This is a genomic window from Carboxylicivirga caseinilyticus (genome assembly GCF_050589785.1).
In the GTDB taxonomy this organism is placed as follows: Bacteria; Bacteroidota; Bacteroidia; order Bacteroidales; family Marinilabiliaceae; genus Carboxylicivirga; species Carboxylicivirga caseinilyticus.
This window is the reverse complement of record NZ_JBNGOX010000005.1, coordinates 111,264-136,238: the sequence shown is the minus strand read 5'-3', so window position 1 is coordinate 136,238 and position 24,975 is coordinate 111,264. Positions and strand designations below refer to the sequence as shown.

The 24,975-nt window shown below is 36.9% G+C and carries 27 protein-coding genes; 16 read left to right on the top strand and 11 right to left on the bottom strand.

Features of this window, described 5'->3' with window-relative positions; translation table 11 throughout:
• Window position 1: 1 nt before the first annotated feature.
• Entirely contained in the window at window positions 2–562 is a 561-nt protein-coding gene (locus ACRD62_RS04230) for a c-type cytochrome (protein ID WP_430818879.1), read from the top strand.
• Window positions 563–630: 68 nt separating this feature from the next.
• On the opposite strand, the gene ACRD62_RS04225 is transcribed toward ACRD62_RS04230, so the two are convergent.
• Together ACRD62_RS04225 and ACRD62_RS04220 are read right to left on the bottom strand one after the other, a co-directional pair.
• Complete coding sequence (locus tag ACRD62_RS04225) at window positions 631–1,386, bottom strand: hypothetical protein (protein WP_430818878.1); 756 nt, start codon at window positions 1,384–1,386, stop codon at window positions 631–633.
• 135 nt (window positions 1,387–1,521) lie between these two features.
• Entirely contained in the window at window positions 1,522–2,136 is a 615-nt protein-coding gene (locus tag ACRD62_RS04220) for an NUDIX hydrolase (protein WP_430818877.1), read from the bottom strand.
• Between the two features lie 7 nt (window positions 2,137–2,143).
• Here ACRD62_RS04220 and pyrE point away from each other — a divergent pair, with 7 nt between their 5' ends.
• Both pyrE and ACRD62_RS04210 read left to right on the top strand, forming a co-directional pair.
• Window positions 2,144–2,776 (top strand): orotate phosphoribosyltransferase, encoded by a 633-nt coding sequence (gene pyrE, locus ACRD62_RS04215; protein WP_430818876.1) that lies wholly within the window; start codon window positions 2,144–2,146, stop codon window positions 2,774–2,776.
• A gap of 61 nt (window positions 2,777–2,837) precedes the next feature.
• Window positions 2,838–3,245: an SRPBCC family protein gene (locus tag ACRD62_RS04210; protein WP_430818875.1), complete on the top strand. Its 408-nt coding sequence runs from the start codon at window positions 2,838–2,840 to the stop codon at window positions 3,243–3,245.
• Window positions 3,246–3,306: 61 nt separating this feature from the next.
• Here the strand turns inward: ACRD62_RS04210 and ACRD62_RS04205 are convergent, their stop codons facing one another.
• Together ACRD62_RS04205 and ACRD62_RS04200 are read right to left on the bottom strand one after the other, a co-directional pair.
• A complete protein-coding gene (locus ACRD62_RS04205; RefSeq protein WP_430818874.1) occupies window positions 3,307–3,912 on the bottom strand; it encodes a DUF4202 domain-containing protein in 606 nt (201 codons plus the stop codon).
• A 105-nt stretch (window positions 3,913–4,017) separates the two neighbouring features.
• A complete protein-coding gene (locus ACRD62_RS04200; protein ID WP_430818873.1) occupies window positions 4,018–4,797 on the bottom strand; it encodes a biotin--[acetyl-CoA-carboxylase] ligase in 780 nt (259 codons plus the stop codon).
• A 207-nt stretch (window positions 4,798–5,004) separates the two neighbouring features.
• Here ACRD62_RS04200 and rsfS point away from each other — a divergent pair, with 207 nt between their 5' ends.
• From rsfS to ACRD62_RS04140, 12 genes are all read left to right on the top strand, one after another.
• The gene (gene rsfS / locus ACRD62_RS04195) at window positions 5,005–5,376 is read left to right on the top strand and encodes a ribosome silencing factor (protein ID WP_430818872.1); all 372 of its coding nucleotides are present in this window, start codon (window positions 5,005–5,007) and stop codon (window positions 5,374–5,376) included.
• Window positions 5,377–5,395: 19 nt separating this feature from the next.
• Window positions 5,396–7,450, top strand: a complete 2,055-nt coding sequence (gene ftsH / locus ACRD62_RS04190) for an ATP-dependent zinc metalloprotease FtsH (RefSeq protein ID WP_430818871.1) — start codon at window positions 5,396–5,398, stop codon at window positions 7,448–7,450.
• The gene (locus ACRD62_RS04185) at window positions 7,440–8,090 is read left to right on the top strand and encodes a LutC/YkgG family protein (protein WP_430818870.1); all 651 of its coding nucleotides are present in this window, start codon (window positions 7,440–7,442) and stop codon (window positions 8,088–8,090) included. The genes ftsH and ACRD62_RS04185 overlap by 11 nt, the downstream gene beginning before the upstream one ends.
• Window positions 8,091–8,141: 51 nt before the next feature.
• Window positions 8,142–8,951, top strand: coding sequence for a phosphatidate cytidylyltransferase (locus ACRD62_RS04180; RefSeq protein WP_430818868.1), 810 nt, complete (start codon window positions 8,142–8,144; stop codon window positions 8,949–8,951).
• 15 nt (window positions 8,952–8,966) lie between these two features.
• A complete protein-coding gene (locus ACRD62_RS04175) occupies window positions 8,967–9,620 on the top strand; it encodes a phosphatidylserine decarboxylase family protein (protein WP_430818867.1) in 654 nt (217 codons plus the stop codon).
• A gap of 264 nt (window positions 9,621–9,884) precedes the next feature.
• The gene (locus tag ACRD62_RS04170) at window positions 9,885–10,646 is read left to right on the top strand and encodes an SCO family protein (protein ID WP_430818866.1); all 762 of its coding nucleotides are present in this window, start codon (window positions 9,885–9,887) and stop codon (window positions 10,644–10,646) included.
• 21 nt (window positions 10,647–10,667) lie between these two features.
• The gene (locus ACRD62_RS04165; RefSeq protein ID WP_430818865.1) at window positions 10,668–12,281 is read left to right on the top strand and encodes a cytochrome c oxidase subunit I; all 1,614 of its coding nucleotides are present in this window, start codon (window positions 10,668–10,670) and stop codon (window positions 12,279–12,281) included.
• A 12-nt stretch (window positions 12,282–12,293) separates the two neighbouring features.
• Window positions 12,294–12,914, top strand: coding sequence for a cytochrome c oxidase subunit 3 family protein (locus ACRD62_RS04160; protein WP_430818864.1), 621 nt, complete (start codon window positions 12,294–12,296; stop codon window positions 12,912–12,914).
• Window positions 12,915–12,924: 10 nt separating this feature from the next.
• Window positions 12,925–13,212: a cytochrome C oxidase subunit IV family protein gene (locus ACRD62_RS04155; protein WP_430818863.1), complete on the top strand. Its 288-nt coding sequence runs from the start codon at window positions 12,925–12,927 to the stop codon at window positions 13,210–13,212.
• A gap of 3 nt (window positions 13,213–13,215) precedes the next feature.
• Window positions 13,216–14,166 (top strand): cytochrome c oxidase subunit II, encoded by a 951-nt coding sequence (gene coxB / locus ACRD62_RS04150; protein ID WP_430818862.1) that lies wholly within the window; start codon window positions 13,216–13,218, stop codon window positions 14,164–14,166.
• Window positions 14,166–15,029, top strand: coding sequence for a protoheme IX farnesyltransferase (locus ACRD62_RS04145; RefSeq protein ID WP_430818861.1), 864 nt, complete (start codon window positions 14,166–14,168; stop codon window positions 15,027–15,029). Before coxB ends, ACRD62_RS04145 begins: the two co-directional genes overlap by 1 nt.
• A gap of 18 nt (window positions 15,030–15,047) precedes the next feature.
• Window positions 15,048–15,362 carry a cation transporter gene (locus ACRD62_RS04140; RefSeq protein WP_430818860.1) on the top strand — a complete coding sequence of 105 codons (315 nt, stop codon included), beginning with the start codon at window positions 15,048–15,050 and terminating at the stop codon, window positions 15,360–15,362.
• Between the two features lie 62 nt (window positions 15,363–15,424).
• Here the strand turns inward: ACRD62_RS04140 and ACRD62_RS04135 are convergent, their stop codons facing one another.
• From ACRD62_RS04135 to ACRD62_RS04110, 6 genes are all read right to left on the bottom strand, one after another.
• A complete protein-coding gene (locus ACRD62_RS04135) occupies window positions 15,425–17,683 on the bottom strand; it encodes a TonB-dependent receptor (RefSeq protein ID WP_430818859.1) in 2,259 nt (752 codons plus the stop codon).
• On the bottom strand, window positions 17,684–18,499 hold the full coding sequence (locus ACRD62_RS04130) for a metal ABC transporter permease (RefSeq protein WP_430818858.1): 816 nt from the start codon (window positions 18,497–18,499) through the stop codon (window positions 17,684–17,686). It abuts the gene before it with no gap.
• The gene (locus ACRD62_RS04125; RefSeq protein WP_430818857.1) at window positions 18,492–19,229 is read right to left on the bottom strand and encodes a metal ABC transporter ATP-binding protein; all 738 of its coding nucleotides are present in this window, start codon (window positions 19,227–19,229) and stop codon (window positions 18,492–18,494) included. Before ACRD62_RS04125 ends, ACRD62_RS04130 begins: the two co-directional genes overlap by 8 nt.
• A 1-nt stretch (window position 19,230) precedes the next feature.
• Window positions 19,231–20,112 (bottom strand): metal ABC transporter solute-binding protein, Zn/Mn family, encoded by an 882-nt coding sequence (locus tag ACRD62_RS04120; RefSeq protein WP_430818856.1) that lies wholly within the window; start codon window positions 20,110–20,112, stop codon window positions 19,231–19,233.
• Window positions 20,113–20,116: 4 nt separating this feature from the next.
• Window positions 20,117–20,515, bottom strand: coding sequence for a Fur family transcriptional regulator (locus tag ACRD62_RS04115; protein WP_430818855.1), 399 nt, complete (start codon window positions 20,513–20,515; stop codon window positions 20,117–20,119).
• Window positions 20,516–20,583: 68 nt separating this feature from the next.
• Window positions 20,584–21,432: a LytR/AlgR family response regulator transcription factor gene (locus ACRD62_RS04110; RefSeq protein ID WP_430818854.1), complete on the bottom strand. Its 849-nt coding sequence runs from the start codon at window positions 21,430–21,432 to the stop codon at window positions 20,584–20,586.
• Window positions 21,433–21,673: 241 nt separating this feature from the next.
• Between ACRD62_RS04110 and ACRD62_RS04105 the strand changes: the two genes are divergently transcribed.
• Window positions 21,674–22,816 (top strand): DUF6051 family protein, encoded by a 1,143-nt coding sequence (locus tag ACRD62_RS04105; RefSeq protein ID WP_430818853.1) that lies wholly within the window; start codon window positions 21,674–21,676, stop codon window positions 22,814–22,816.
• Between the two features lie 74 nt (window positions 22,817–22,890).
• On the opposite strand, the gene ACRD62_RS04100 is transcribed toward ACRD62_RS04105, so the two are convergent.
• Window positions 22,891–24,915, bottom strand: coding sequence for a transketolase family protein (locus tag ACRD62_RS04100; RefSeq protein ID WP_430818852.1), 2,025 nt, complete (start codon window positions 24,913–24,915; stop codon window positions 22,891–22,893).
• Between the last annotated feature and the right edge of the window lie 60 nt (window positions 24,916–24,975).

Below are 24,975 nucleotides of genomic sequence, written 5' to 3'. Positions count from 1 at the left end.
TATGAAGAAATCTATAAAAACATTAACCCTGGGTGTTGCCTTTCTTGCTATACTGGCTTCGTGTGATAAAAACAGAAATCATCCAGGTTATAGTTACTTTCCTGATATGGAACAATCACAGGCATATGAGACATATGCTGAAAATCCTGTTTGGAAAGATGGTAAAACAAATCAGTTACCACCAGAGGGAACTGTTCCTCGTGAAATGATTCCATATGATTTTGAAAAAACCGATGTGAATCGTACCTGGGCTGGTCAGGAGTTAGAAAATCCATATCATGGTGAAACTGAAATTGTGGAAAGAGGGAAAGAGTTGTACGGAATATATTGTATTAACTGTCATGGTGATAAAGGGGATGGTAAAGGATTTTTATATACTTCAGGTAAGTATCCTTATCCACCAGCTACACTTTTATCAGATAAGATCAGAAATAATCCGGATGGAGAAATTTTTCATGTAATAACGATTGGTTTTGGAATGATGGGGTCACATGCTGCACAAGTGATCCCCGACGATCGTTGGAAAATTATTACTTACATCCGACAAGAACTGCATCAGTAATAGTTTGTATTTAAATAAAAAGCCACCGGAGCGATTGCAACGGTGGCTTTCTTGTTATTTTATCTATGTTATAATCTTATTCCATCTGTAGAAACTGGTACTGTAATACTCTCTTTTGTATCATTTTCAGTAAGTGTGGTTGATGCCAGATTAGCATCAGAAGTGCCTTCTTCTTCATATGCTTCTTTAACGGTTACTTCTACAGGTTGTTCCTGTAGTCGCATGGCAAGCGCATTCTGTATATTAATTCGGCGTCCATTCTTGAACGACATGATAAAGGCATCCTTAAAGCCCATGCCTTTTACGATATTTAAAAATTCTTCAGCTTCATTGTATTCAATAAATTCACCTAATGTAAACTGATTGATTCCTTCAAAACTATCCTGTTTGATGCCTAAAAGGTTACCGTCGTATTTATCAAGATCAATACCAGTATAGGCACCTATTTGAATGGCAAATAGAATACCATCGTAGTCTTCTTTGGGCAAGGCTCCTTTATGAGTGTTGTAAACGATCTGACTGATTGTATCTTCCTGAGTTTTGATTTCAGTTTTAGTAACTATGGTATCTTGTGGTATAATCACCTCTGCTTGCATAGGTGCTTTGTCTACTGAGCTACTGATGCCGGGAAGCAAGATCAATCCTTTAAATAAAAGAATCGAAAATAAGGACACAAAAAATACCAGCTGAAAGTATAAGTTTCGACGAAGCGATCCTATTTTATTAGATTTTTTATGGCTGGAAGAGCGTAATCGCTCTATTTCTTTTTCCATAGCTTCTATCCGAAGCCTTGTTTTTTGCTCGGTGAACTCGTTTTCGGACATGTCAGGTGTTTTAATTAAGCACTAAAATAGTTTAAAAAACTATTGATTTTGCACAATTTCTACTTTTTTTACACGTTAACGGCCTTTTTTGTTGCTTTAAGTGTGTTAAAATGAATTAAAAAGGATTGGTTACAGTTAATATCCGGCTGTGTTTAAAACTTCGATTATTGAAGGATACGTGTTTTTCTTAACCTTATCCAATTGTGTGACGCTTAACCATTGGGCACTTGCAATATTTTCTTCTGTTTGAGGAACAGGATTTTCAGAGCCTTCAAACTTCATCATAAACCAGACTGTTTCTTTCAGATAGTTGGTTCCTTTTTGCAGATAGGTATGAAAAGTAGAGCATAATTTGTTTTCTAGACAAAGCGGTGCAATGCTGCACTCTTCAGTAACCTCACGTAATGCTGTTTCTTCAATGCTTTCGCCTTTTTCGGCTTTTCCTTTGGGTAAATCAAATACACCCAAACGATGAATTATCAATAAATCATCATTGTTATTAGATACTAATCCTCCGGCTGCCATTAAAAATTTAAAGCACTTTTTCAGTTCGGTTAATAATTGCTCTTTTGGACGACCGTAAAGAAAAGCTTGTTGCAAATCCTTATTGTTCTCAAACGACTCAACAAATTGCTTCAGTTCATGATGCGATGTGAATTTATGCAAGGCATCAAAGTCGTTATTAATAAGGTCTTGTTCGAGCGAGTCGGTTAAAAAAAGTATTCTATCGTTGAAAAAAACTTTATACATTTGCGGCATGGAAAAATTAGCAGAAATCATAGCCAATCAGCTGTTGCAAATTAAGGCAATTAAGTTGCAACCTGCAAACCCATTTACATGGGCATCGGGATGGAAATCTCCGATCTATTGTGATAACCGTAAAGCACTTTCTTACCCAGAAGTGCGCGATTTTATTAAGTTGCAATTTGCCCGCCTGGTATTAGAGAAATACCCGGAGGTAGATGTGGTTGCCGGAGTTGCTACTGGTGCTATTGCGCAGGGAGCTTTGGTGGCAGATGCTATTAATAAACCATTCATCTATATTCGATCGGCAGCCAAGTCGCATGGTATGACTAACCTTATTGAAGGTGATTTACAACCTGGACAAAAAGTGGTTGTGATTGAAGATTTGATATCAACAGGGGGTAGCAGTTTAAAAGCTGTTGAAGCCATTCGTGAAGCCGGAGCTGAAGTAATGGGTATGTTAGCTATCTTTACCTATGGTTTCGGTGTTGCCGAGAAGGCATTTGATGAAGCCAATGTTGAATTAACAACACTTAGTTCGTACGAACAAATGATTCCATATGCTAAGGAGTCGGGCTATGTAACAGCCGATGACGTGGCAACACTGCAAGAGTGGAGAAAAGATCCTGCCAACTGGAATAAGTAAGAAATTTGTAAATAAACTCAGGGCAAGTCAGTGAATGGCTTGCTCTTTTATTTTGTAAGTCATGACAACGTTTGAAAGTGACATTAAGAAGTCGACCTATTCTTCTGAAACTATTTTTAATTTCCTTGCTGATTTTGATCATTTTGGTGATCTGATTCCAAAGGATAAGATAACAAACTGGCAGTCAAATAGCGATTCGTGTCGTTTTACTATTGATCCTGTAGGTGAAGTAGGATTGCGAATTGTTGAGAAAGAAGAATTTAAAACCATAAAATATACCGCTGAAGGTAAAACTCCTTTTAATTTCTTTCTTTGGATTCAATTGAAAGAAGTTGCAGAGGATGATACTCGTATCAAACTTACCATTAAGGCTGATATGAATCCGATGATTAAAATGGTAGCCAGTAAACCAATTAATAAATTTCTGGAAGTACTTTCTGATGCTATTGCTAAGCATCAATATCAATAACATTAAAATGGATCGCATCTTATCTGATATAAATGCGATCCATTCTTATATATCTTAAATATCAGGATTCCTTTCTTTCAAGGGCTTTCATAATAAGTGCCAGTATAGGTTTAGGAATATTTAATTGCAGAGCAGCTGCATGTCCTTTATCTGACATTTTTCCCCAGGTACGATGAATTATCCTGACTAATTTTATTTCATCCTCCTTGTGTTTATCAACAAAAGGTTGGATATAATATTCTAAGAATACCAGACAAGCTACGTCCTCTATTAATTGCGTTTGGTTGTTGAGTTTAATATGAACTTTTCCAACCATTGCTTTAACTTCATCAATTGATTGCTGATCATATCCGACTTTTTGCATTATATCGGCTGCCTTTTGAGCTTGATAATCATAAAGAGTTGTACGCCAATCATGATAACCTTTTCTGCCATTCGGATAATCTGTACGAGGTATATCCCATCGATTAAGATGTTGACATCTGGCTGCTATCAATTCTGTTTCGCTGGCATTTGGTTGAAATGTCATGAGTTCAGTTACCATTCGTTGGGCATACAGATACTCCCGTGGATAACTTTTTCCATCATATATTTCGATGTTGGGTTCCGTTTGATATGCCTGATCTATTAATTCGATGGCGGCCATATAATGTTGAGATAGTTTCATGGTCTGATATTTATTCAAAAAACACAATATAGGCCCTAAAGTTTTAATTTTTGAAATGAAAAGTTTATCGTTTTAATGTGATTAAATCTTGTGCTATGAGTATTGTTAACATCTTCCAGGCATTTGACCGGATGTAGGTTCCTGAATAAATTCTACTTCTTTAAAAGCATATTCCCTAAAGTTACCTTGGTCGTCTTTCAAAGTAAGTAGTCCCATTTCACTGACACTTTTGATGGAAGCGCGAAAAACTCCACTTACATCCTTAAATGGATGCTTACCAATATTACGGTAGAGTAAACTAAAATATTCTCTGTCTATTTCCTCTTCCATACCTTCTTGCAATTGAATGTATCTATTCTCTATATGAGTGAGTAATTTCTCCAGAACATCGTTTAAGTCGAATTCCGTCAAAGTGATGTTTTTTAGCGAAATCGGATTAGGGGCATCAGAGATAAACTCAGTTTGATTAACATTCAATCCAATGCCAATGATACAATAATCGAGGCGGGATCCAAGAATAGAATTCTCGATTAAGATACCAGCCAGTTTTTTATCACCAATATAAATATCGTTAGGCCATTTTATGGTAACACCACATAAAAATTCCCGGATTGTATCAATCAATCCTAATGACACTATTTTAGAAATATAAAATTGCTTGTGTGGTTCCAGAAAATGAGGTCGTAACAACAGGCTGAAGGTGAGGTTTTTGTTTTTCTCGCTTTCCCATGAGTTTCCAGCTTGTCCCCTTCCGGCTACCTGATGATCAGTGAGAATAACAGTTCCTTCTTCCGGTTTTTGTCGAGACAGCAATGACTTCATTTCTTCATTGGTAGATTTTAACTCAGCATGTTTTATGTAGGCAATTTTAAAAATGTGTGCCATCCTTTCAGTGTTAGTGTAAAATTGTCAGTTAAATACTGCTAACTTAATCGAAAGGTAAAAATACATCAATTATATCTATCTAAAAGTGCTATCTTTGACAGAATCATTTTGTACGATGTGTGCTAACAAGCTACAAAGCATCGGCTTATGAAGAATTAATCTAAAATATCCAGAGAAAAAATTAAAGAAAAAAGAAGCAGATAAGGAATGAAGGAAGAAAATATGACTGCCAAACAATTAGTTGACACCATTGTTGAAGGAATACAAGAAAAGAAAGGCACAAATATTGCGATACTCGACCTTACTGAGTTGGATAATACCATTTGTCAGTATTTTGTAATTTGTGATGGCGACAGTAACACTCATGTTGATGCTGTAGCAAATTCGGTGGAAGATTATGTGCGAGAATATGCAGGAGAGAAACCGAATCATACTGAAGGATTTACAAATGCTGAATGGATTCTTCTCGATTATTTTGACGTTGTTGTACACGTATTTCAGCGATCACAAAGGGAGTTCTATAATTTGGAAGGTCTATGGGCCGATGCAGCACGCACGGACATAGAGAATTTATTTTAAAAATTAGATGCATTAACATATGGCAAACGAAAAACCAAAAGGTCAAGGGAACGATAAAGAGAAATCAAAGTTGCCAAAGTTCAATATGTATTGGGCTTATGGATTGATTGCTGTTGCCTTGTTGCTGGTGAGTCAAATGGACTTTGGACAAGGACCACATAGTATTTCTTATAGCGAATTCAGAAAAGAAATCCTTGAAAGTGGTGATATTAAACAAATAGTGGTAATTCGCAACGAAGGGATTGCTGAAATTACCATGCAAGAAGATAGGTTAGATAAATTTAAAGACCTTTTTAAGGAGAATCTAACCAATTCCGGGCCTCCTGCTTCAGGTCCTCATTTTAAAGTAGAGATTCCTTCGATTGATAAATTTGAGGAATTAAGAATGCAGACAGAAGAAAAACTTGGCATAAGTATTCCTGTTGAATATGAAAAACGAACCGATTTTTTTGGTGATTTCTTCGCATTTATGTGGCCTCTATTGCTTTTAATTGCAGTTTGGGTATTTATTTTCCGTCGTATGGGAGCTCAAGGTGGCGGTGGTGGTGCCGGCAATATTTTTAATGTAGGTAAGTCGCGTGCCAAAATGTTTGATAAGGAATCAGCCATTAATGTTACATTCCAGGATGTAGCTGGTTTGGTTGAAGCAAAACAGGAATTGGAAGAAATAGTCGAGTTTTTGAAAAGACCTGAAAAATATACCGAACTGGGAGGTAAGATTCCCAAAGGTGCACTTTTGGTAGGCCCTCCGGGAACAGGTAAAACATTGCTTGCAAAAGCGGTTGCTGGTGAAGCAAATGTACCATTCTTTAGCATGTCGGGTTCCGATTTTGTTGAGATGTTTGTGGGAGTTGGAGCCAGCCGCGTACGTGACTTGTTTAAGAAAGCAAAAGAAAAAGCACCATGTATTGTTTTTATCGATGAGATTGATGCCATTGGACGAGCTCGAGGTAAAAGTCCTAACATGGGAGCCAACGATGAACGCGAAAATACCCTTAACCAACTATTGACAGAAATGGATGGTTTTGGAACCAATAGTGGTGTTATCATATTAGCAGCTACCAACCGTGCAGATATTCTTGATCGTGCATTGATGCGTGCTGGCCGTTTCGATCGTCAGATACATGTTGAGTTACCTGACCTGAAGGAACGTAAAGCAATTTTTGATGTTCACTTACGTCCATTGCGACTGAGTAAAGAGGTTGAAAGCAAATTTTTGGCAAAGCAGACACCTGGATTCTCGGGTGCCGATATTGCCAATGTTTGTAACGAGGCTGCTTTAATTGCTGCCCGCGGTAATAAAAAGATTGTTGAGAAAGAAGATTTCCTTAGCGCTGTTGACCGTATTGTTGGCGGACTGGAAAAGAAAAATAAGATTATATCAAAAGACGAGCGTAAGGCCGTTGCCTATCATGAGGCTGGTCATGCCACCATCAGTTGGTTGCTTGAATATGCTCACCCATTGGTAAAAGTTACCATTGTACCTCGTGGTAAAGCTTTAGGTGCTGCATGGTATCTTCCTGAGGAACGTCAGTTGACCACAACTGAGCAAATACTGGATGAGATGTGTTCTGCTTTGGGAGGTCGTGCTGCTGAAGAAATCATGTTTGGTAAAATAAGTACGGGGGCTTTGAATGACCTTGAAAAAGTAACCAAACAGGCTTATGCTATGGTGACCTATTTTGGTATGAGTGATAAACTTGGAAATAAGAGTTTCTTTGATTCATCAGGTCAGTCGGAATATTCATTCCAAAAGCCATATAGCGAAAAAACAGCTGAGCTAATCGATGAAGAAGTCAGCCGTATCATTGACGAACAATATGCCCGTGCGAAAAAGATTTTGGTTGAAAATCATGATAAACATGTTCAGCTAGCTGAAGTGTTGTTAGAGAGAGAAGTTATTTTTAGCGAGGATCTGGAAAAATTATTCGGTAAGCGAAAACTCTCAGAACATGTAATTGAGGAAGAGGATTTGGAAGAATCGAAGGAAGCAGAAACTTCTATCGAAACTCCTGCTGTTGAAGATGAAGTGGCTGATTCTCCATCTGAAACAACTGAAAAAAATGAGCAATAATCAGCAAAATAAGTCAAAAAACGACCGCGAAAAGATTCTGAACAGACTTAAAGCGGCTCAAAATACTACAGACGGATCGTTCTCGCCAGGAGATCGATCCGTTCGTGTTTTTCCCTACCCTGAGGATTTACTTGTTATCTTTAGAGAGGAGTTGGAGAAAATAAAGGGATTATCATATGTTTATAAAGGGGGGGGAGAATTTTCCGCATTGGTTAAAAATATCCTGGATGAAAAAGGATGTAAATATCTCTTTACTCGTGATCCGGAATTAAAAGAGCAACTGAAAGAGGTTGTGAAAGTTTCTTCTGAAGATGATGACTTTGTGGAAATGGAAGTTGGTATAACAAAATGTGAGTTCTTGGTGGCAAGAACCGGATCCGTTGTTATTAGTTCTGCTCATCCATCAGGTAGATTAATGAATATTTTTCCACCTGTACATATTGTGGTGGCAAAAGCATCTCAGCTGGTTCCATTTTTAGAGGAGGCGATTGATGGAATGAAAGAAAGATATGACGGTAATATGCCTTCTCAAATGACAGTTATTACGGGTGCAAGCCGCACTGCAGATATTGAGAAGACACTCGTTATGGGAGCACACGGACCTAAAGAATTAATTGTTTTGATTGACTTGGAAGCTTGATTTTAAAATTAGCGAGGATATATTAACTTTGCAGCGCATTAACGTCAATCAATGAATAATTTTATACAACGCACCTTAACAGGTATCCTTTTCGTAGTAACGGTTGTAGGGTCTATCCTATATCATCCTGTTCTATTTTTTATCGTGTGTTTGGTCGTGGCATTGGTTGGTATGTTAGAGCTAAAGCGCCTGCTTGAGCGTAAATACGACAAAGTAAATTTGCTTGCTTCATTATCATTAGGGCTATCCTTTCAAATTCTTGTTTTTTTAGATACAATGGATATTATTAGCCAAAGTTGGTATGTAGTTTTGATGCCAATTATCTGGATTCCATTTGTTCGTGAATTATTTAAAGGAGGAGATAATCCTTTCCTGAGAATTGGACTAACCTTACTTGTTCCTATATATGTTTCTTTGCCATTATCGTTTCTGTATCTTACTGGATGGGTTGATGGTGCATTTAATGGATACTATTTACTGGGATTCTTTGCAATGGTATGGTGCAATGATACAGGAGCATACCTTGTAGGAGTTAGCATTGGGAAGCATAAGCTTTTCGAAAGAATTTCACCAAAAAAAACCTGGGAAGGATTTATTGGCGGAGTTATATTTACATTTGCGGCCGCATATATTATTTTTAAGCTAACCGGTTTGGCATCTCTGGGTGTTTGGCTGGGAGCTGGAGTTATTATTTCGCTATTTGGTACAATGGGCGATTTAATCGAATCGATGTTAAAGCGTAATGTTGATACAAAGGATTCGGGAAATATTTTACCTGGGCATGGTGGAATATTAGATCGTTTTGATGCTGTGCTCTTTGCAGCACCAATGGTATTTGCACTTTTTGTTTTATTCGGATAATTGTAATTTATAAATATGACTATACATAAAGAAGGCTACTCGACGTTATTTGTAGTACTTATAGTACTGCTGGGCCTAAATGCCGGCATTTATTTTTTAGCTGGTATTGAAATCACAAATATTACAACTTTTGTGTCGGCGTTATTTTATTTCCTGATAGTTAACTTTTTCAGGAGTCCAAAACGTGATGCTATTATCCAGGATGGTGCAATTATTGCACCGGCTGATGGTAAAGTGGTAACTATCGAAGAAGTGGTAGAAGATGAATATTTAAAAACCAAATGTCTTCAGGTGTCTATCTTTATGTCGGTTACAAATGTACATATCAACTGGTTTCCAATTAAAGGAGTTGTTAAGTATTTCAGACATCACAGCGGTAGATTTATGGCTGCCTATTTGCCAAAATCTTCTACTGAAAACGAAAGAACAACTGTGGTGATTGAAAACCATAAAGGGACTCAGATTCTTGTTCGTCAGGTAGCAGGAGCAATGGCTCGTCGTATTGTATGTTATGCTGAAGAAGAAAAAGCCATTTCTCAGGGTGAGCAGATGGGATTTATTAAGTTCGGTTCCAGAGTTGATCTTTATTTACCTTTGGATTCCAGAATTGATGTTCAGCTTGAACAAAAAGTAACGGGTCGACAAACTATCATTGGTTGGTTGAAGTAGAAAGCTGATTGAAAAAATATATAAGAGGGTTGCCGTTCTGGCAGCCCTTTTTTTGTGTTTGTATATAAGAAATTTAACACCTCTTAAACCTTACGCACTCTTTATTGTTATAAAAGTGCTCTACAATAAATGTTTTAAAACGTTAATATATCGTTGTTTGTAGGTCTGACATGAGAAAACATTTAGATGGTTGAAGTGTTAAAAAGAATAAAAGATAAACAAATATTAATAGTATTTTAGCGATTAAGTCCAAAACATCTTTCTATGAGAATAGCATTTGTTTTTTTATTTCTAGGTTTAATAATAATTGATATTCTGGGTCAGGATCCTGAAAAGATCGGTATAATTGAGCATTTGGATGAGTTGGTTCCGTCAGATATTGAACTGGTTGATGTGAATAATGAGAAGGTACAGATTGGCTCTTTGTTTACAAAACCCACCGTTTTAAATTTTGTCTATTATCGTTGTCCCGGAATATGTACTCCATTAATGGATGGAATAACAGAGCTTGTCAATGGATCAGATATGGTGTTGGGGGAAGATTATCAGATTGTAACGGTAAGTTTTGATTTTACAGAAGGTGCTGATCTTGCCATGAAAAAAAGAAATAACTATTCGATGCTGGTTAAAAAGGAAGGAATGGAAGATGGATGGTTATTTTTTACAGCCGATAGTTTAAATGTATCCCGATTAACTCAGTCTTTAGGTTTTAGTTATAAAAAAACAGGTTCAGATTTTATTCATACAGCAGGTTTAATTCTTATAAGTCCCGAAGGTAAAATAACCCGTTACCTTAACGGAACTTATTTTCTACCATTCGAATTCAAACTTGCGGTTATAGAATCATCCAAAGGAATTCCAGGACCTACTGTTAATAGAATATTACAGTTTTGTTATAGTTACGATCCGGTTGGACAGTCATATGTTTTGAATGTGACCAAGTTGGCCGGTGTTTTAATAATTGTAATTGCCGGCTTGGTTCTTTTAGTTCTAACTGTAAAACCTAAAAGGAAAGCTACTAATTAAATTCAAATCAATCGTTAGTATATGTCAAATCACGAATCGGAAACTACAACACATGTGAGTTTTAGAGAAGAGAAAGGAAAATACAAAGGTATTTTTGCCTGGATTTTTTCAACTGATCACAAGCGAATTGGCCTCTTGTATTTATATGCCATTGTTACGTTCTTTCTTGTAGGGGTTTCGTTAGGGGCTGCTATGAAATTAGAGCTGATTGCACCAGGAAAGACCATCATGAATCCAGAAGCATACAATGCCATCTTTACACTTCATGGTGTGATAATGATTTTTTTGGTTGTAGTGCCAGGGTTACCTGCAGTATTTGGTAACTTCTTTCTACCTATTATGATTGGGGCAAAGGATGTTGCTTTTCCAAAATTAAATCTGATGTCGTGGTGGGTGTATATTGCAGGAGCGATTATAGCTCTTTCCGCTTTGTTCATGGGCGGTGGACCTCCTGATACAGGCTGGACTTTTTATGCTCCCTATAGTTTTAAAACCAATACAAATATGCTTCCCGCTGTTATAGGGGCATTTGTTTTAGGTTTTTCATCTATTCTAACTGGTATCAATTTCATTGTAACAATACATAGGATGAGAGCTCCGGGCATGACATGGTTCCGTTTACCATTATTTCCCTGGACATTGTATGGTACTGCCTGGATTCAGATTCTGGCAACTCCAATTGTAGGAATCACCTTACTTATGATTGTTGGAGAAAGATTATTTCATATAGGTTTTTTCGATCCTGCATTAGGAGGAGATCCGATTTTATATCAACACTTATTCTGGATTTATTCCCATCCGGCTGTTTATATCATGATATTACCTGCCATGGGAGCTATTTCTGAAATCATTCCAACCTTTGCCAATAAATCAATTTTTGGATATAAGGCCATTGTGATTTCTACCTTGGCAATTGCATTCGTAGGATATTTTGTTTGGGGACATCACATGTTTACTTCCGGAATGAGTGGTACGGCTTTGTATACATTTTCGTTCCTTACCTTTTTGGTTGCAATACCAAGTGCTATAAAAGTCTTTAACTGGGTTGGAACACTTCATAAAGCATCTATACAATTAGAGCCACCATTCTTTTGGGCTGCATCGTTCTTGTTTGTGTTTATGATCGGAGGGCTTTCGGGATTAGCATTAGGAGCTTTAGCAACGAATGTGCATTTGCATGATACTGCATTTGTGGTTGCTCACTTTCATTTTATTGTATTTGGAGGTGTCGGTTTTGCCTTCATGGGGGCTATTCATTACTGGTTTCCTAAAATATGGGGACGAATGTATAATACCAGAGTTGCAACTACTGGATGGATTTTGTTTTTTATCGGTTTTACCACGTTATATCTGCCAATGTTCTTTTTAGGTATTGATGGAATGCCAAGACGTTACTATGATTATGTAGATCGTTTTCACGGACCTAATATTATTTCCACGGTGGGTTCGTGGGTATTGATCACAGGTTTAATTATCATCCTGGTTAATCTGATTAAAGGAGCAAAAAGCGGACCTAAAGCCGGTAAAAACCCATGGGGAGGAAGAACTCTGGAATGGGAAGTGGATTCTCCACCAACACTTGAAAATTTTGAAGAAATACCAGTAATTGAACGTAGTCCTTACGATTACAGATAAAATCCAAATAATATGAGTCAAACAATTGCATTATCACATGATATCCATCGCGACGATGAAGGGTCGAAAATTGGAATGTGGCTTTTTATTTTTACCGAACTGTTGTTATTCGCCGGTTTGTTTATTGTGTACGGTGTTTACCGATACTTAAATCCGGTTGCGTTTCATTTGGCAGCTGAGGAATTAAGTGTGACAGTTGGAACGGTTAATACCATTATACTTTTGGTAAGTAGCGCATGTATGGCTATGGCCAGTAGTGCAATTCGCATGCGAAAGAAGGGCATGACCATGCTTATGCTTGCTACCACTTTGTTTATCGCCTTTATGTTTATGGTGAATAAATATTTTGAGTGGGAAGGTAAGTTTCATCATGGGTTATTTCCCGGAAGCGAAGATCTGTTAAAGCTGGGACAAGGTGATACTTTGTTTTATGGATTATACTTTTTTATGACTGGATTGCATGCTTTGCATATTATAGTAGGTATTGTTTTAATCACTATTGTAAGTGTGAAAGTGAATAATAATAAACTAACTGCTGAGAATCCTGTACTGCTTGATAACGCAGGATTATATTGGCATTTAGTTGATCTAATCTGGATCTTCCTTTTCCCGTTGTTTTACCTTATCGCATAAATTCAATACTATGGAAAATCATAATGAATCACATATCGTTCCTTTTAAAACCTATGGAATTATACTGGCAGTATTAATAGTATTAACGCTTCTGTCAGTAGCTGTTACTCAAATTGATTTGGCAAGTCTTACAGTATTTACTGCCATATTGATTGCTGCAGTTAAATCAGGTTTTGTTCTGGTGTACTTTATGCATCTTAAGTTTGATAATAAACTATTGAAGGCGCTTGTTGGTGCTGTGTTTATTTTGATTGCATTGGTGATGTTTGTAACATTTTTGGATTATAATTATCGTTAAGATATGATCGACAAAACTACACAAAATGCTTCCACCTTTGTTTCGCAGGTTGATTCGGCCTTCCTGTTTATTTTTGGTGTTGCCTTACTATTCTTGTTTGGGATAACTGCCTTTTTGGTGTATTATATTTTTAGATACAGAAAAAGTAAAAATCCGGAAGCTACACATATTGAAGGAAGTACCAAATTGGAAATCATCTGGACTGTAATTCCAACTATTCTGGTTTTGGTAATGTTCTCTTATGGATGGAAAGGTTGGAAATCTCAAAAAGAGGTACCAGATGATGCAATGCCTGTTAAAGTGATAGCACGTATGTGGAGTTTTGCTTTTGAATATGAAAACGGAATGGTTACAGATACACTGATTGTTCCTAAGGACCGAGCTGTAAAATTGGATTTGAAAGCTATGGATGTTATACATAGTATGTATATACCGGCATTCAGAGTGAAGCAGGACATGGTTCCGGGTAAAGAATCTTATATCTGGTTTGAATCAGAAAAAGAAGGTAAATACGAGGTTTTTTGTGCTGAATATTGTGGCTTAAGACATTCCTATATGATGTCGGCAGTTAAAGTAGTTCCTGAGTCTGATTTTGATAAATGGATGGAAGAGAATACAGTAGCTGTAGAAGAAGCCAATGAAGGTACTAATAAACGATTGGCCGGGGTTAGTGTTTTGAGAAAGTACGGTTGTGTTGCTTGTCATACTGTCGATGGCAGTAAATTAGTAGGCCCTTCATATAAAGGAATTATTGGATCAACCCGTACTGTTATTACTGATGGTAAAGAACGGGAAGTTGTTGCTGATGAGGAATATATTCGTCGATCTATTATGGATCCGAATGCTGATCTTGTTAAGGGATATGATAAAGGCTTGATGCTATCTTATAAGGATCAAATCACTGAAAATGAAATGATGCATTTAATAGAATATTTCCAGTCATTATCTGAATAGTGGGTTTATCTCTACTACATATTAAAACCTTTGGAAAATTCTCTATTTCCTTACCTGTAGGCTTAACTGCTTATACCGGTTACATTATTTATGACGGTAAGTTATCGTTTGAAGGTTTGTTGGTGTTTGTTGGTATATTCTTTCTTTCTGCCGGAGCATCAGCGATTAATCAATTGCAGGAAAAACAATTTGATGCTTTAATGACCCGAACAGCTAATCGTCCCTTGCCAATTGGAATTATCAATACTTCAGGGGCGGTAGTTTTATCTTTACTGTTTTTGTTGGCAGGAACATTTGCTCTTTTGCCTTTTGGGTTTTGGGCTATATTTAGTGGATGGATGGGAGTGTTTTGGTATAACCTTATCTATACACCAATGAAACGATGGAGTGCGTTTTCAGTGTTTCCGGGTGCTGTTGTTGGTGCTATTCCTCCAATTGCTGGTTGGATTGCTGCCGGAGGTTCAATAATGGATGCTCGTATTCATTTCCTGGCTTTGTTTTTCTTTTTAGGACAGATGCCACATTTTTGGTTATTGGTTCTTAAATATGGAGAGCAATACAGAAATGCCGGATTTCCTGTTATTACAGATGTTTTATCCAAGGAACAGATCAATAGAATTAATTTGGTTTGGTTTTTGGCTACGTTTATTTCAGCAATGTTTCTTCCATTTTTTAATGTAATTACCAATCGACCTGTGATATGGATTGTTACAATATCAACAATTCTGATGATGGCTTGGTCGGTTCGTATTACCATAAAATTAAAGAACGAGAATCAGAATACGAGCTTGAGAAAGATGTTTTTGTATTTTAATACGTTCTATTTATGGATGATCATTTTGATTTATGCCGATCAGATTTAACAAACTAAAAAAATAGCAATGATGAGAATACTAAGTCTTTTATTTTTTGTTACCCTGTTTTTAGGGGCTTGTCAAAGTAAAAAAAGTGAACAAAATAACACTGAGCCTGTTTCTTTTGAAAATGTTGGTGAAATAGTTTTGAATGTTGAAGGAATGACTTGTGATGGCTGTGAAATGACCATTGAAAAAGGTTTGATGAAACTCGAAGGTGTAGCTGAAGTAAAAGCTGATCACGAAACAGGAATTACAACGGTAAAAGCAGATACCTTAAAAGTGAATAGAAAAGATTTAGCTAAAATAATAGAGAAAGTTGGCTATCATGCCAAAGATTAAGAATTGTTTGACAATTGAAAGGTAGAGGCGATGCATCGTGGTGGAGCATCGCCTTTCTGTTTCTAAAACCTTGCGGTTAATCCAATGGAGATATTTCTACCCATATTGTAATAGCCTAAATCTTTTAAAAGATTTAAATGGTCAACATATTGTATGTTCATTAAATTATTCGCTGAAACTGATAACTCAATATTTATGGTTCCCGGGTTAAGTTCTGTTGCTGCCATGGCATTTACCAAATAGTAACCATTGGTAACGGTTTCAAATTCTGAAGGATTGTTTTGTTTTGAAGCAAGATCCAGATCTATCTGGAAAAAGCTTCTTTTCAAAAAAGCCCAGTTATCTTTTTCAATCTTGATCTCCAGATTTCCTTTTAAAGGAGGAATGAAAGGAAGAGGGCTCCCATCTTTTTGTTGTGCATGAATATAGGCACCAGTTCCTTTTATATGCAGCCATTTGGCAGAACTGGGGTGATAATGTATACCTGCTTCAGCTCCTGCCAAACCAGCTGGTGTTTGGCGATACTCGTAAACAGGGTTTTCATCCTCAATTATCCCGGTTGGAGCCAGATAAATATAATTAGTAATGTTGTTATAAAAAGTTGAGATATCAAATGTAAATAGTTCATGATGATTATGTAACCCCAAATCAACTTCGTAACTGCGTTGAGCTTCCAAATTCATATTACCTTCTTCATGACGACCTGCATGCAATCCACCCTGAGTTAGTTCAGCCAGGTTAGGAGCCCTGAATGCGCTTGCAAAATTGGCTCGTAAAAGACTTGTCTCGGATAAATTATAGGTAGCACCTATTGATCCACTTATGTTATTGAAATTACGATAGAGTTCAATATATTCTTCTTCATGAGCAGTTTCTTCGGTTGTTTCTCCGTGTTCATGTGATCCCCTTTCCTGCAATGGCACGTCGAGGCTTCTGTAATCGTATCTTAAACCAGCCTGCATTACAAATTTATCATTCGGTGTATACTGGAAGAATCCAAATCCTGAAAGATCTAATAAATCAGCATCAGGTATGATTTTACCTTCTGCCTCATGATTGGCATTGTTTCTATACATTCCCTGAAAACCAAAAATGGATTTAATTTTATCAGATAAATTAGTCTGTGCTTTTAGCTCGTAATTAAAGGTGTTAAGTTGACTATTGATAGCAATTCCGTCTTCTTCGGCAGTGGCTATCTCAATTTCTTTACGTTTATTAATTTGATATCCAAAGTTTGCATTTAGTTTAGTGTTACCAATAAACAAGGTTGTTTTTGAACTAATAAAATGGTTTTCCAGATCCTGATAATAAACTATTGGATTATTACTGTCCCCAAGAGTTATAGTATCAATTCCGCCAATTGTTAAACCAATATTGTCTGTTGAATAATCATAAAATAATTTAGTTGAACCATTTTTGAAATTATAACCAATAAAATTTTTTAATGCTTTGCTCGTATATCGTGAGTTTGGAATCGCATTATTATTTCCATCGTGATAATCACCATGTGATTTAACGACTCCTCTTACTCCCCACTGGAAGTTTTCAGAGCTTTGTTTCACAGCCATAGTCGTATTAAAGCCATTTGTGTTACTAAAGTACCGACTGCCAAAAACGGCTTCCATCTGGTTAGTCGCAGCTGGTAATTCTTTTATGAAATTGATCACTCCGCCCACGGCATCAGAACCGTATAATAATGATGCAGGACCCTTGATGACCTCAATTCTTTCTGTTCCGTATTCATCAACGATAAAAGGGTGGTGACGTGAGAATTGATAGTTTTCCAAGCGGATTCCATTATTAAGCATTAAGATATTGGTGCCTGATAATCCTCTGATAACAGGTTGCGATTCAGCTGGACTGCCACCTGCAACATCTACGCCCGGGAATTTTGCCAAAAGCTGGGTCGATGAGATAGCCGGGCTTGATGAGATTTGTTTGTTATCTAAAAAATCGACAGAAATAGCATTTCTATGCTGAGTATCAGAGAAACCTGCAGAAACAACTACTTCCTCGTGTCGTATCATAACATGTTCAAGACTGATACTTAAATCATACTGGTTTGATTCAGGAGACCATTTAATATATGTTGTTTGATATCCAATATATGATATTTGAATAGTTATTTCGTTGTCAGGTATGTTCTTGAGGGTGAATCGGCCGTTAGTATCTGTTGTTGTACCTTTGTCTAATTCCATTATATAAACAGTTGCGCCAACGAGTTTTTCAGAACTGTTCTTATCAGTTATGATGCCAGAAATTTGAGCATTAACTATTATAGAAAATGTTAATGTTATTATAGCCGAAAGTGTTCTTCTCATCTAATTACGAATAATAGTTTTTAAAATTCTTAGTAAAACATAGATTCCGGTAAGGGTAAATATGATGGTGGCTCCGGAAGGTAAATCAAAAAGATAGGCAAATAGTAAGCCGGCTATACTACCTGTCAGACTAATAATTACGGAGTACCAGATGATTGATTTAAAACTTTTCGAAAATAAATTGGCAGCTGATGGAGGTATGGTAAATAGTGAAAGTACTAGAATAATACCCATAATCTTAATTGATAACACAATGGATATAGCAATAACTATTGATATTATGTATCGGATCAGAGTTGATTTATATCCTACTGTTTGGGCATATTCGCTATCGAACGCAGTAAATAAAATTGGTTGATAATAAATTATGGTTAGAACTACGATAATTACAGCTAGTACGGCCAAAAGTATAAGATCGGTAATTTTAACGGTTAGAATGTCACCAAATAGGAATCCCATCAAATTTGGTGTATAACCAGGAGTAAGAAAAACAAAGATGATACCGATGGCCATCCCTAAAGACCAGATAATGGCGATTGCACTATCTTCGCGTAAGCCTGCCTTTTTGCTACTCCACTCAATGCCTAGGGCAGATGCAATTGCAAATAAAGCAGCACCTAAAAGTGGTGATAAACCAAAAAAATATGCAATACCCATTCCTCCAAATGAAGCATGTGTAATTCCTCCACTTATAAACACATTTCTTCGGGCAACAATATAGGTTCCTACTATTCCTGCAACTGTGGATGTAAGAATAGCCGCCAATAGTGCATTCTTGAAAAAGGAAAAGGATAGTAATTCAATAAAATCATTCATGCTTATGATCTTTTAAAACGCGGTGAGGAATAGTGCCGTGACTAATAATTTCGATTGGACAATTGTATGATTTTAATACTTCGTTGGTGATCTTATTGGATGCGTGGTAGTGTAATCCTCCATTCACACAGGCAATTGTCTTTACCATAGAAGCAATGGTTCCTACATCATGCGATACCAGTAATATTGCCATATCTTTATTTAAGTCACCTAAAAGGTTATATAGGTTGGCTTCGAAGGTTTTATCGACATATGTATTGGGTTCATCCAGAATTAGTAGATGAGGATTACTGATGAGGGCCCTGCATAAAAACACACGTTGCATCTGCCCTCCTGAGAGGTCACCGATTGCACTGTGTTTATATTTTTCCAGACCAACAAACTTTAAAAGTTCATCCACCTTATTGGATGTCTTTTCGTGTTTTTTATTCCACAAACTTTTTGATAATTGTCCTGATAAAATAACCTCCTTAACAGAAATGGGAAATTTTTTATCTATGGAATTAATTTGTGGTAAGTAGCCGATGCGCAATCCTGTTTGTTTAATCACCTTTCCGTCAAAAGGAGGTAAAAGTTCAAGTAGTACTTTCAAAAGAGTAGTTTTACCACCTCCATTGGGGCCAATAATTCCAACAAAGTCTTTCGGATTAACCTGCAGGTTAACGCCTTGCAAAATGGTTTTGTCGTCATAACCGGCGCTAATATTCTTCAATTCAAGTAATGCTGACATATTAGTTTTTTTCAAGATGTGTGATAAAGCGATTCATCTCTTCCAGCCAGTTTTCAGAAAGTGGATTAACTTGTACTGTTTTTGAATTGATAGAATTGGCAATGGTTTCGGCATTGGTTTTATCAAATTCTTCCTGAATGTATATTGTTGTTATATTTTTCTTTTTCGCATCCTGGATGGTTTTTTGCATTCGCGCCGGGGTTGGTGTTTTGCCTTCAAATTCAATTGTTATTTGCTCAAATCCATAAGACTGTGCCAGATATGTGTATGCAGGATGAAAAATCATAAACGATAAATCAGGATTGATACTTTGCAGTTTTAGTAAACGGGCATCCAATTCATCTATTTTTGCCATAAAGGTCTGGTGATTCTTTTCTATTGTCTCCTTAAACTCAGGATGCAATTCAAGAAGAGCTTCTTTTAGATTATTAATGATCTGTTTAACTTCTTTTGGAGACGTCCATGTATGTGGATCAACTCCATGGCTGCATAATTCATCATCATGATGGTGATGATCATGATCTCCTTCAATGGGTGTTATATTCTTTGATAGATTATACCATTTCAACTTATTATTAGCTGTTTCCAGTTTATCTTCCCATGTTGTTTCAAAACTAAGATGTCCCATAAGAAAGTATGCCTCCGACTGACTTAATTTAACCAGTTGGCTAGGAGTTGGTGAGTAGGTTGCATGACTAGCCCCGGGAGGAACCATAACATTAACGTTTAACAAGGTATCCGTTAGTTGTTCGACAAAATATTTCTGTGGTCCAATACTTACAGATACTGTTGGTTTACTATTTTTTGTTTTATTCTGATTACAGGCTATTAAAACTGAAATGCTTATAATCAACAGTAATATCTTGGTGTGTTTAAGTTTCATAGGTTTATTTATTGCATTTTTGACAGGTGCCTTCAATTATGGTGTTCTGATTGCTTACACTAAATCCTTCAGGAAGATCACAACAGGGTAACGGAGTATCCGGTAAACAAACTACTTTGTCGCATCTGACGCAATGGAAATGTGGATGTTCTGTGTTTTTATTGGGTTTGATTAAACGATATTTGGTTATTTGCTCATCCACAACAATTTTGTGAATCAGTTTCTTTTCTTCAAATAGTTTAATGGTACGATATAAGGTAACCCTGTCTATATTGTCATCCAGGAATGCTTCAATTTCTTTGGACGATAATGCTTCATTAGCATCCATTAAAATTTGAACCAGTTTTGTTCGGATTGCAGTGCGGCTTAAACCAAATTCGGATAAAAAATCATTCGCTTCCATAATTGCAACTTTGTTGCAAAAATAGCATCCTTATTTATATTTTGCAACAGTGTTGCAAAATATATGTATTAGCCATTTCTTTCAAACAATGTAAATACCTCAGAGGAATAGGTTTTGGAAATTGGAATTTCAATTACGGGCAACACATCCAGTCTTATTCGAAGGCCTTCTTTGCTGCGTTCTATGAGTTTAACTTTATTGAAGTTAATCATATAAGAACGGTGACATCTGATAATATCATGGGGTCTTAGCGACTCCTCCAATTGCTTTAAAGTATTACGTAAAAGAAATTTTTCTTGCTTCTGGTGATCATTATAATAAATGGTGACATAATTGTCAGCACCCTTTAAGTAAAGAAGGTCTTCTAATTTTAGAGTCAGACGCATGGTTCCTTTATCATCATTGAAGATAACCATCCCCTTTTTTTCTATAGAAATATCTGTTTCAGATTTTAGCTCTTCCAGCTTTTCTTTGTTGTCTTTCCACGAAAAGTAAAGCCAGAGAGTTGAATAAGGTAGTAATAGAACCAGAGAAGTATTCTGAATGGATGCTTTTATAGCACCTTCAAATGATCTTGGATCCTTTAAAATTAATAATTCATAGAAGGTATAGAATAGAGACATGCTGACAATTTCAATAGCAATCCAAATAAGGTATTTACCCAATGAAATTTTTACATCTCGCTTAGCCAGCTGATACATTATAATACGACTGATTACAACAACCAAAACACCTGTTAGTATTACAAGACTGGAATAAAACAAAAGTTCAAGTTTGGAGATATTAAACCAGGATGAAACTCCAAATGGGGAATAAATATTTATAAAGACCAAAGCAAAGGCAGCCGTAAATAAAATCAGGCGCACAATGTTTTGTTTTTTTACTAAATATCCTGGTATGGGTCTGCTGAAATCCATGTTGTTTTATAATGATGCCTAAAAATAGTAAATATTTATTCTTTAGGATTGAATTCATCTGTATAAATATGAATGAAATTTTCATCCCTATATAATGAATTTCACCCCTAAATACCCATTTTAAGCCCAATCGAGCTATGTAAATCACATAAAATTGCATAGTTATGAATTGTTGATTTTGTTTGCATTGTTGATGTATAAATACCACTTAAGCATCACAGAAATTAACCTTAATTGCCGAATGAACTACTCTTATCTATATCAGACTCTAAAGGCACAATTTTCATCAGGAGCTGCCACACACTCTCCTGATGGAAGTGCCCTTGGAATTTCTTTCGAAGAGTTTCATTCGCATACCAAGGCATACTTACCAGATTTAAATTCGAATTCAACATTTGATATAGAAAACAAGGATAATAATCCGAATAATGATTTTTCATATCCGGTTATTAATCCGACAGGAAATAAGAAAGCAGATGATTGTATTATAATGCTTCATGGCTTAAACGAGCGCAGTTGGGACAAATACTTACCCTGGGCTTATACATTGGCGATGTATACTAACAAGCCAGTGATATTATTTCCAATTGCATACCATATGAATCGTTCACCAAAGGATTGGCAGGATCCACGGATGATGAATCCTTTTGTAAGAGAAAGATTTGCCAATGATCCGGGTGTAAGTGCCTCGAGTGTAGCTAATGTGGCCTTAAGTTCGAGACTAACCAACCGACCTGAACGATTTTTGTTGTCGGGTTTTCAGGCAGCAAACGATTTGTTGGAGTTAACTTCAGTGATCAAATCCGGACATCATCCTTTGTTTAATAAAGATGCCAATGTTAATTTATTCACCTATTCCATTGGAACTTTCCTGACACAAATTGTCATGATGGCTCATGGAGATGAGTATTTTGCTGAGTCGAAAATATTTAACTTCTGTGGAGGAAGCACTTTTGCAGATATGCGGGGAACTTCCAGGTATATTTTAGATAGTGTCGCTTTTGAGAAACTTCAGCATTATTATAATGAAGAAATTTCAAGCGATGCAAAGAACAATTCATATCTGTACGAAGTTTTAAATAATACTTTGTTAGGTGAATCTTTCAGAAGCATGCTGTCGATGGAAGGATTAAAGAAGAGAAAGGAAAAGTATTTTTCTACGCTAAAAGATCGTTTTGCAACAGTTGTATTGAAGAAAGATACGGTTATGAGACCGGAAAATGTAAAGGAATCTTTAGCCGGGACAATGGTTGAAGAGTGGGATTTTGAATTTAAATATTCCCACGTAACACCATTCCCGCTACTTACTAATAAATTGGTACATCAGGTCAACGAGGCTTTTGACAGGTTGATGGTTAAAGCCGCTTTGCTTTTTACAATTTAATATCGGGATTGATCTGAAGAAAAAAGGAGTTGACTTAACGAAGTCAACTCCTTTTTTTGCAATTATTTTATCAACTAGCTTAAAAGCTCAGTTACTTGTTTAAGAACATTCTCGCCTGTAAATCCAAATTCTTTATCAAGCACAGTGTAAGGGGCAGAATATCCAAAATGATTTAATCCCCAAACTTTACCATTGGCACCAACCAAACCTTCTAATGTTACAGCTAAACCTGCTGTCATACCAAAACGTTTTACATTAACAGGTAATACTGCTTCCTGGTAAGTTGCATCCTGATTTCGGAAAAGACCTTCTGAGATAACAGAAACTACGTTAACTTTTAATCCCTTCTGAGCACGTAACAATTTAGCACCTTCCACTAATGTACTAACTTCCGAACCTGAAGCTAAAAGTACAATGTCTGGCTGGTCAGCATCTTTCTCAACAATATAGGCTCCTTTTTCAGCTTGCAATGCTGTTTGATATGAACCGTTTGGTAGTTGAGTTATATTCTGACGCGAAAGGATTAAGGCTGTAGGAGTGTTTGTGTTTTCCATTGCCATTTTCCATGCTACTGTTGTTTCATCAGCATCAGCCGGGCGAACAACCAACATACTGTTTTGTCCGTGGTGGTTTTGTAATTTCTCCATCAGACGAATCTGAGCTTCCTGCTCAATAGGTTGATGTGTTGGACCATCTTCTCCCACGCGGAAAGCATCATGTGTCCAAACGTACTTAACAGGCAGTTGCATCAAGGCAGCCATTCGGGCAGCTGGTTTCATGTAGTCAGAGAATACAAAGAAAGTACCGCAAACCGGAATAACTCCTCCATGAAGTGCCATACCATTGGCAATTGCACCCATGGTTAACTCAGCAACTCCAACCTGTAAGAAAGAGCCAGAGAAATCACCTTTTTTGAAGATGGTTGTTTTCTTTAAGAATCCATCTGTCTTATCTGAATTTGCAAGGTCAGCAGACATAACAATCATATTTTCAACCTGATCGGCAAATGCTGCTAACACAGTAGCAGAAGCCGCACGAGTAGCTGAATTGGCTTTTTGCACAATACCTGCATAGTCAACTGCCGGAGCATCGCCCGAAATGAATTGAGCTAGTTTAGCAGCCAATTCAGGATTTGCTTTTTCCCATTCTGCCTGTTCTGCTTTTTTAGCAGCTGCTTTTTTAGCTTTTTCTTCATTTACCTTTGTATAAGCATCTGCAACTTCAGGGAATATCTGGAATGGGTTTTCTGGATCAGCACCCAGGTTTTTCATTGAATCAGCAAAAGAGGCTCCTGCAGCACTCAAAGGTTGTCCATGAGTTGAAACCATTTTTTCAAATGAAGAACCGTCTTCTTTAACGGCGCCTTTACCCATAATGGTTTTACCAATGATCAGGAATGGTTTTTCTGTTTCAGCATTGGCAGCATTCAAAGCTTTACGAATCTGGTCATGGTCATTTCCATCAATGGTCATGGTTGCCCATCCCCAGGCTTGATATTTTGCTGCTGTATCTTCGATGGTTACATCATTGGTTGTGGTAGATAACTGGATATCGTTTGAATCATAAAACATAACCAGATTACTCAAGCCAAGGTATCCGGCAATACGCCCCGTACCTTGAGAGATTTCTTCCTGCACACCACCATCAGAAATAAAAGCATAGGTTTTGTGGCTCATCCATTCGCCAAAACGAGCTGTTAAGAATCGTTCTGCAATAGCTGCACCTAAAGCCATTGTATGTCCTTGACCTAGTGGGCCTGATGTGTTTTCAACTCCTCGTTCAACATCAACTTCAGGGTGACCAGGTGTTGGACTACCCCATTGTCTGAAGTTAGACAACTCTTCCATCGAATATGTGCCTGTCATAGCTAAGGCAGCGTATAACATCGGCGACATGTGGCCTGGATCTAAGAAAAAACGATCGCGGTTAAACCATTTACGGTCGCTTGGATCATAATTTAAATACTCAGAAAACAACACATGAATAAAATCGGCTCCTCCCATGGCACCTCCAGGGTGTCCTGAATTGGCTTTCTCAACCATCGCTGCTGATAATACCCTGATGTTGTCAGCTGCTTTTTTTGAAATGTTTTTGTCCATTACAGTTTTAAATTAATGATTTCACCTGACTTTCGGCAGATGGAACTTGCTGTAAAATGC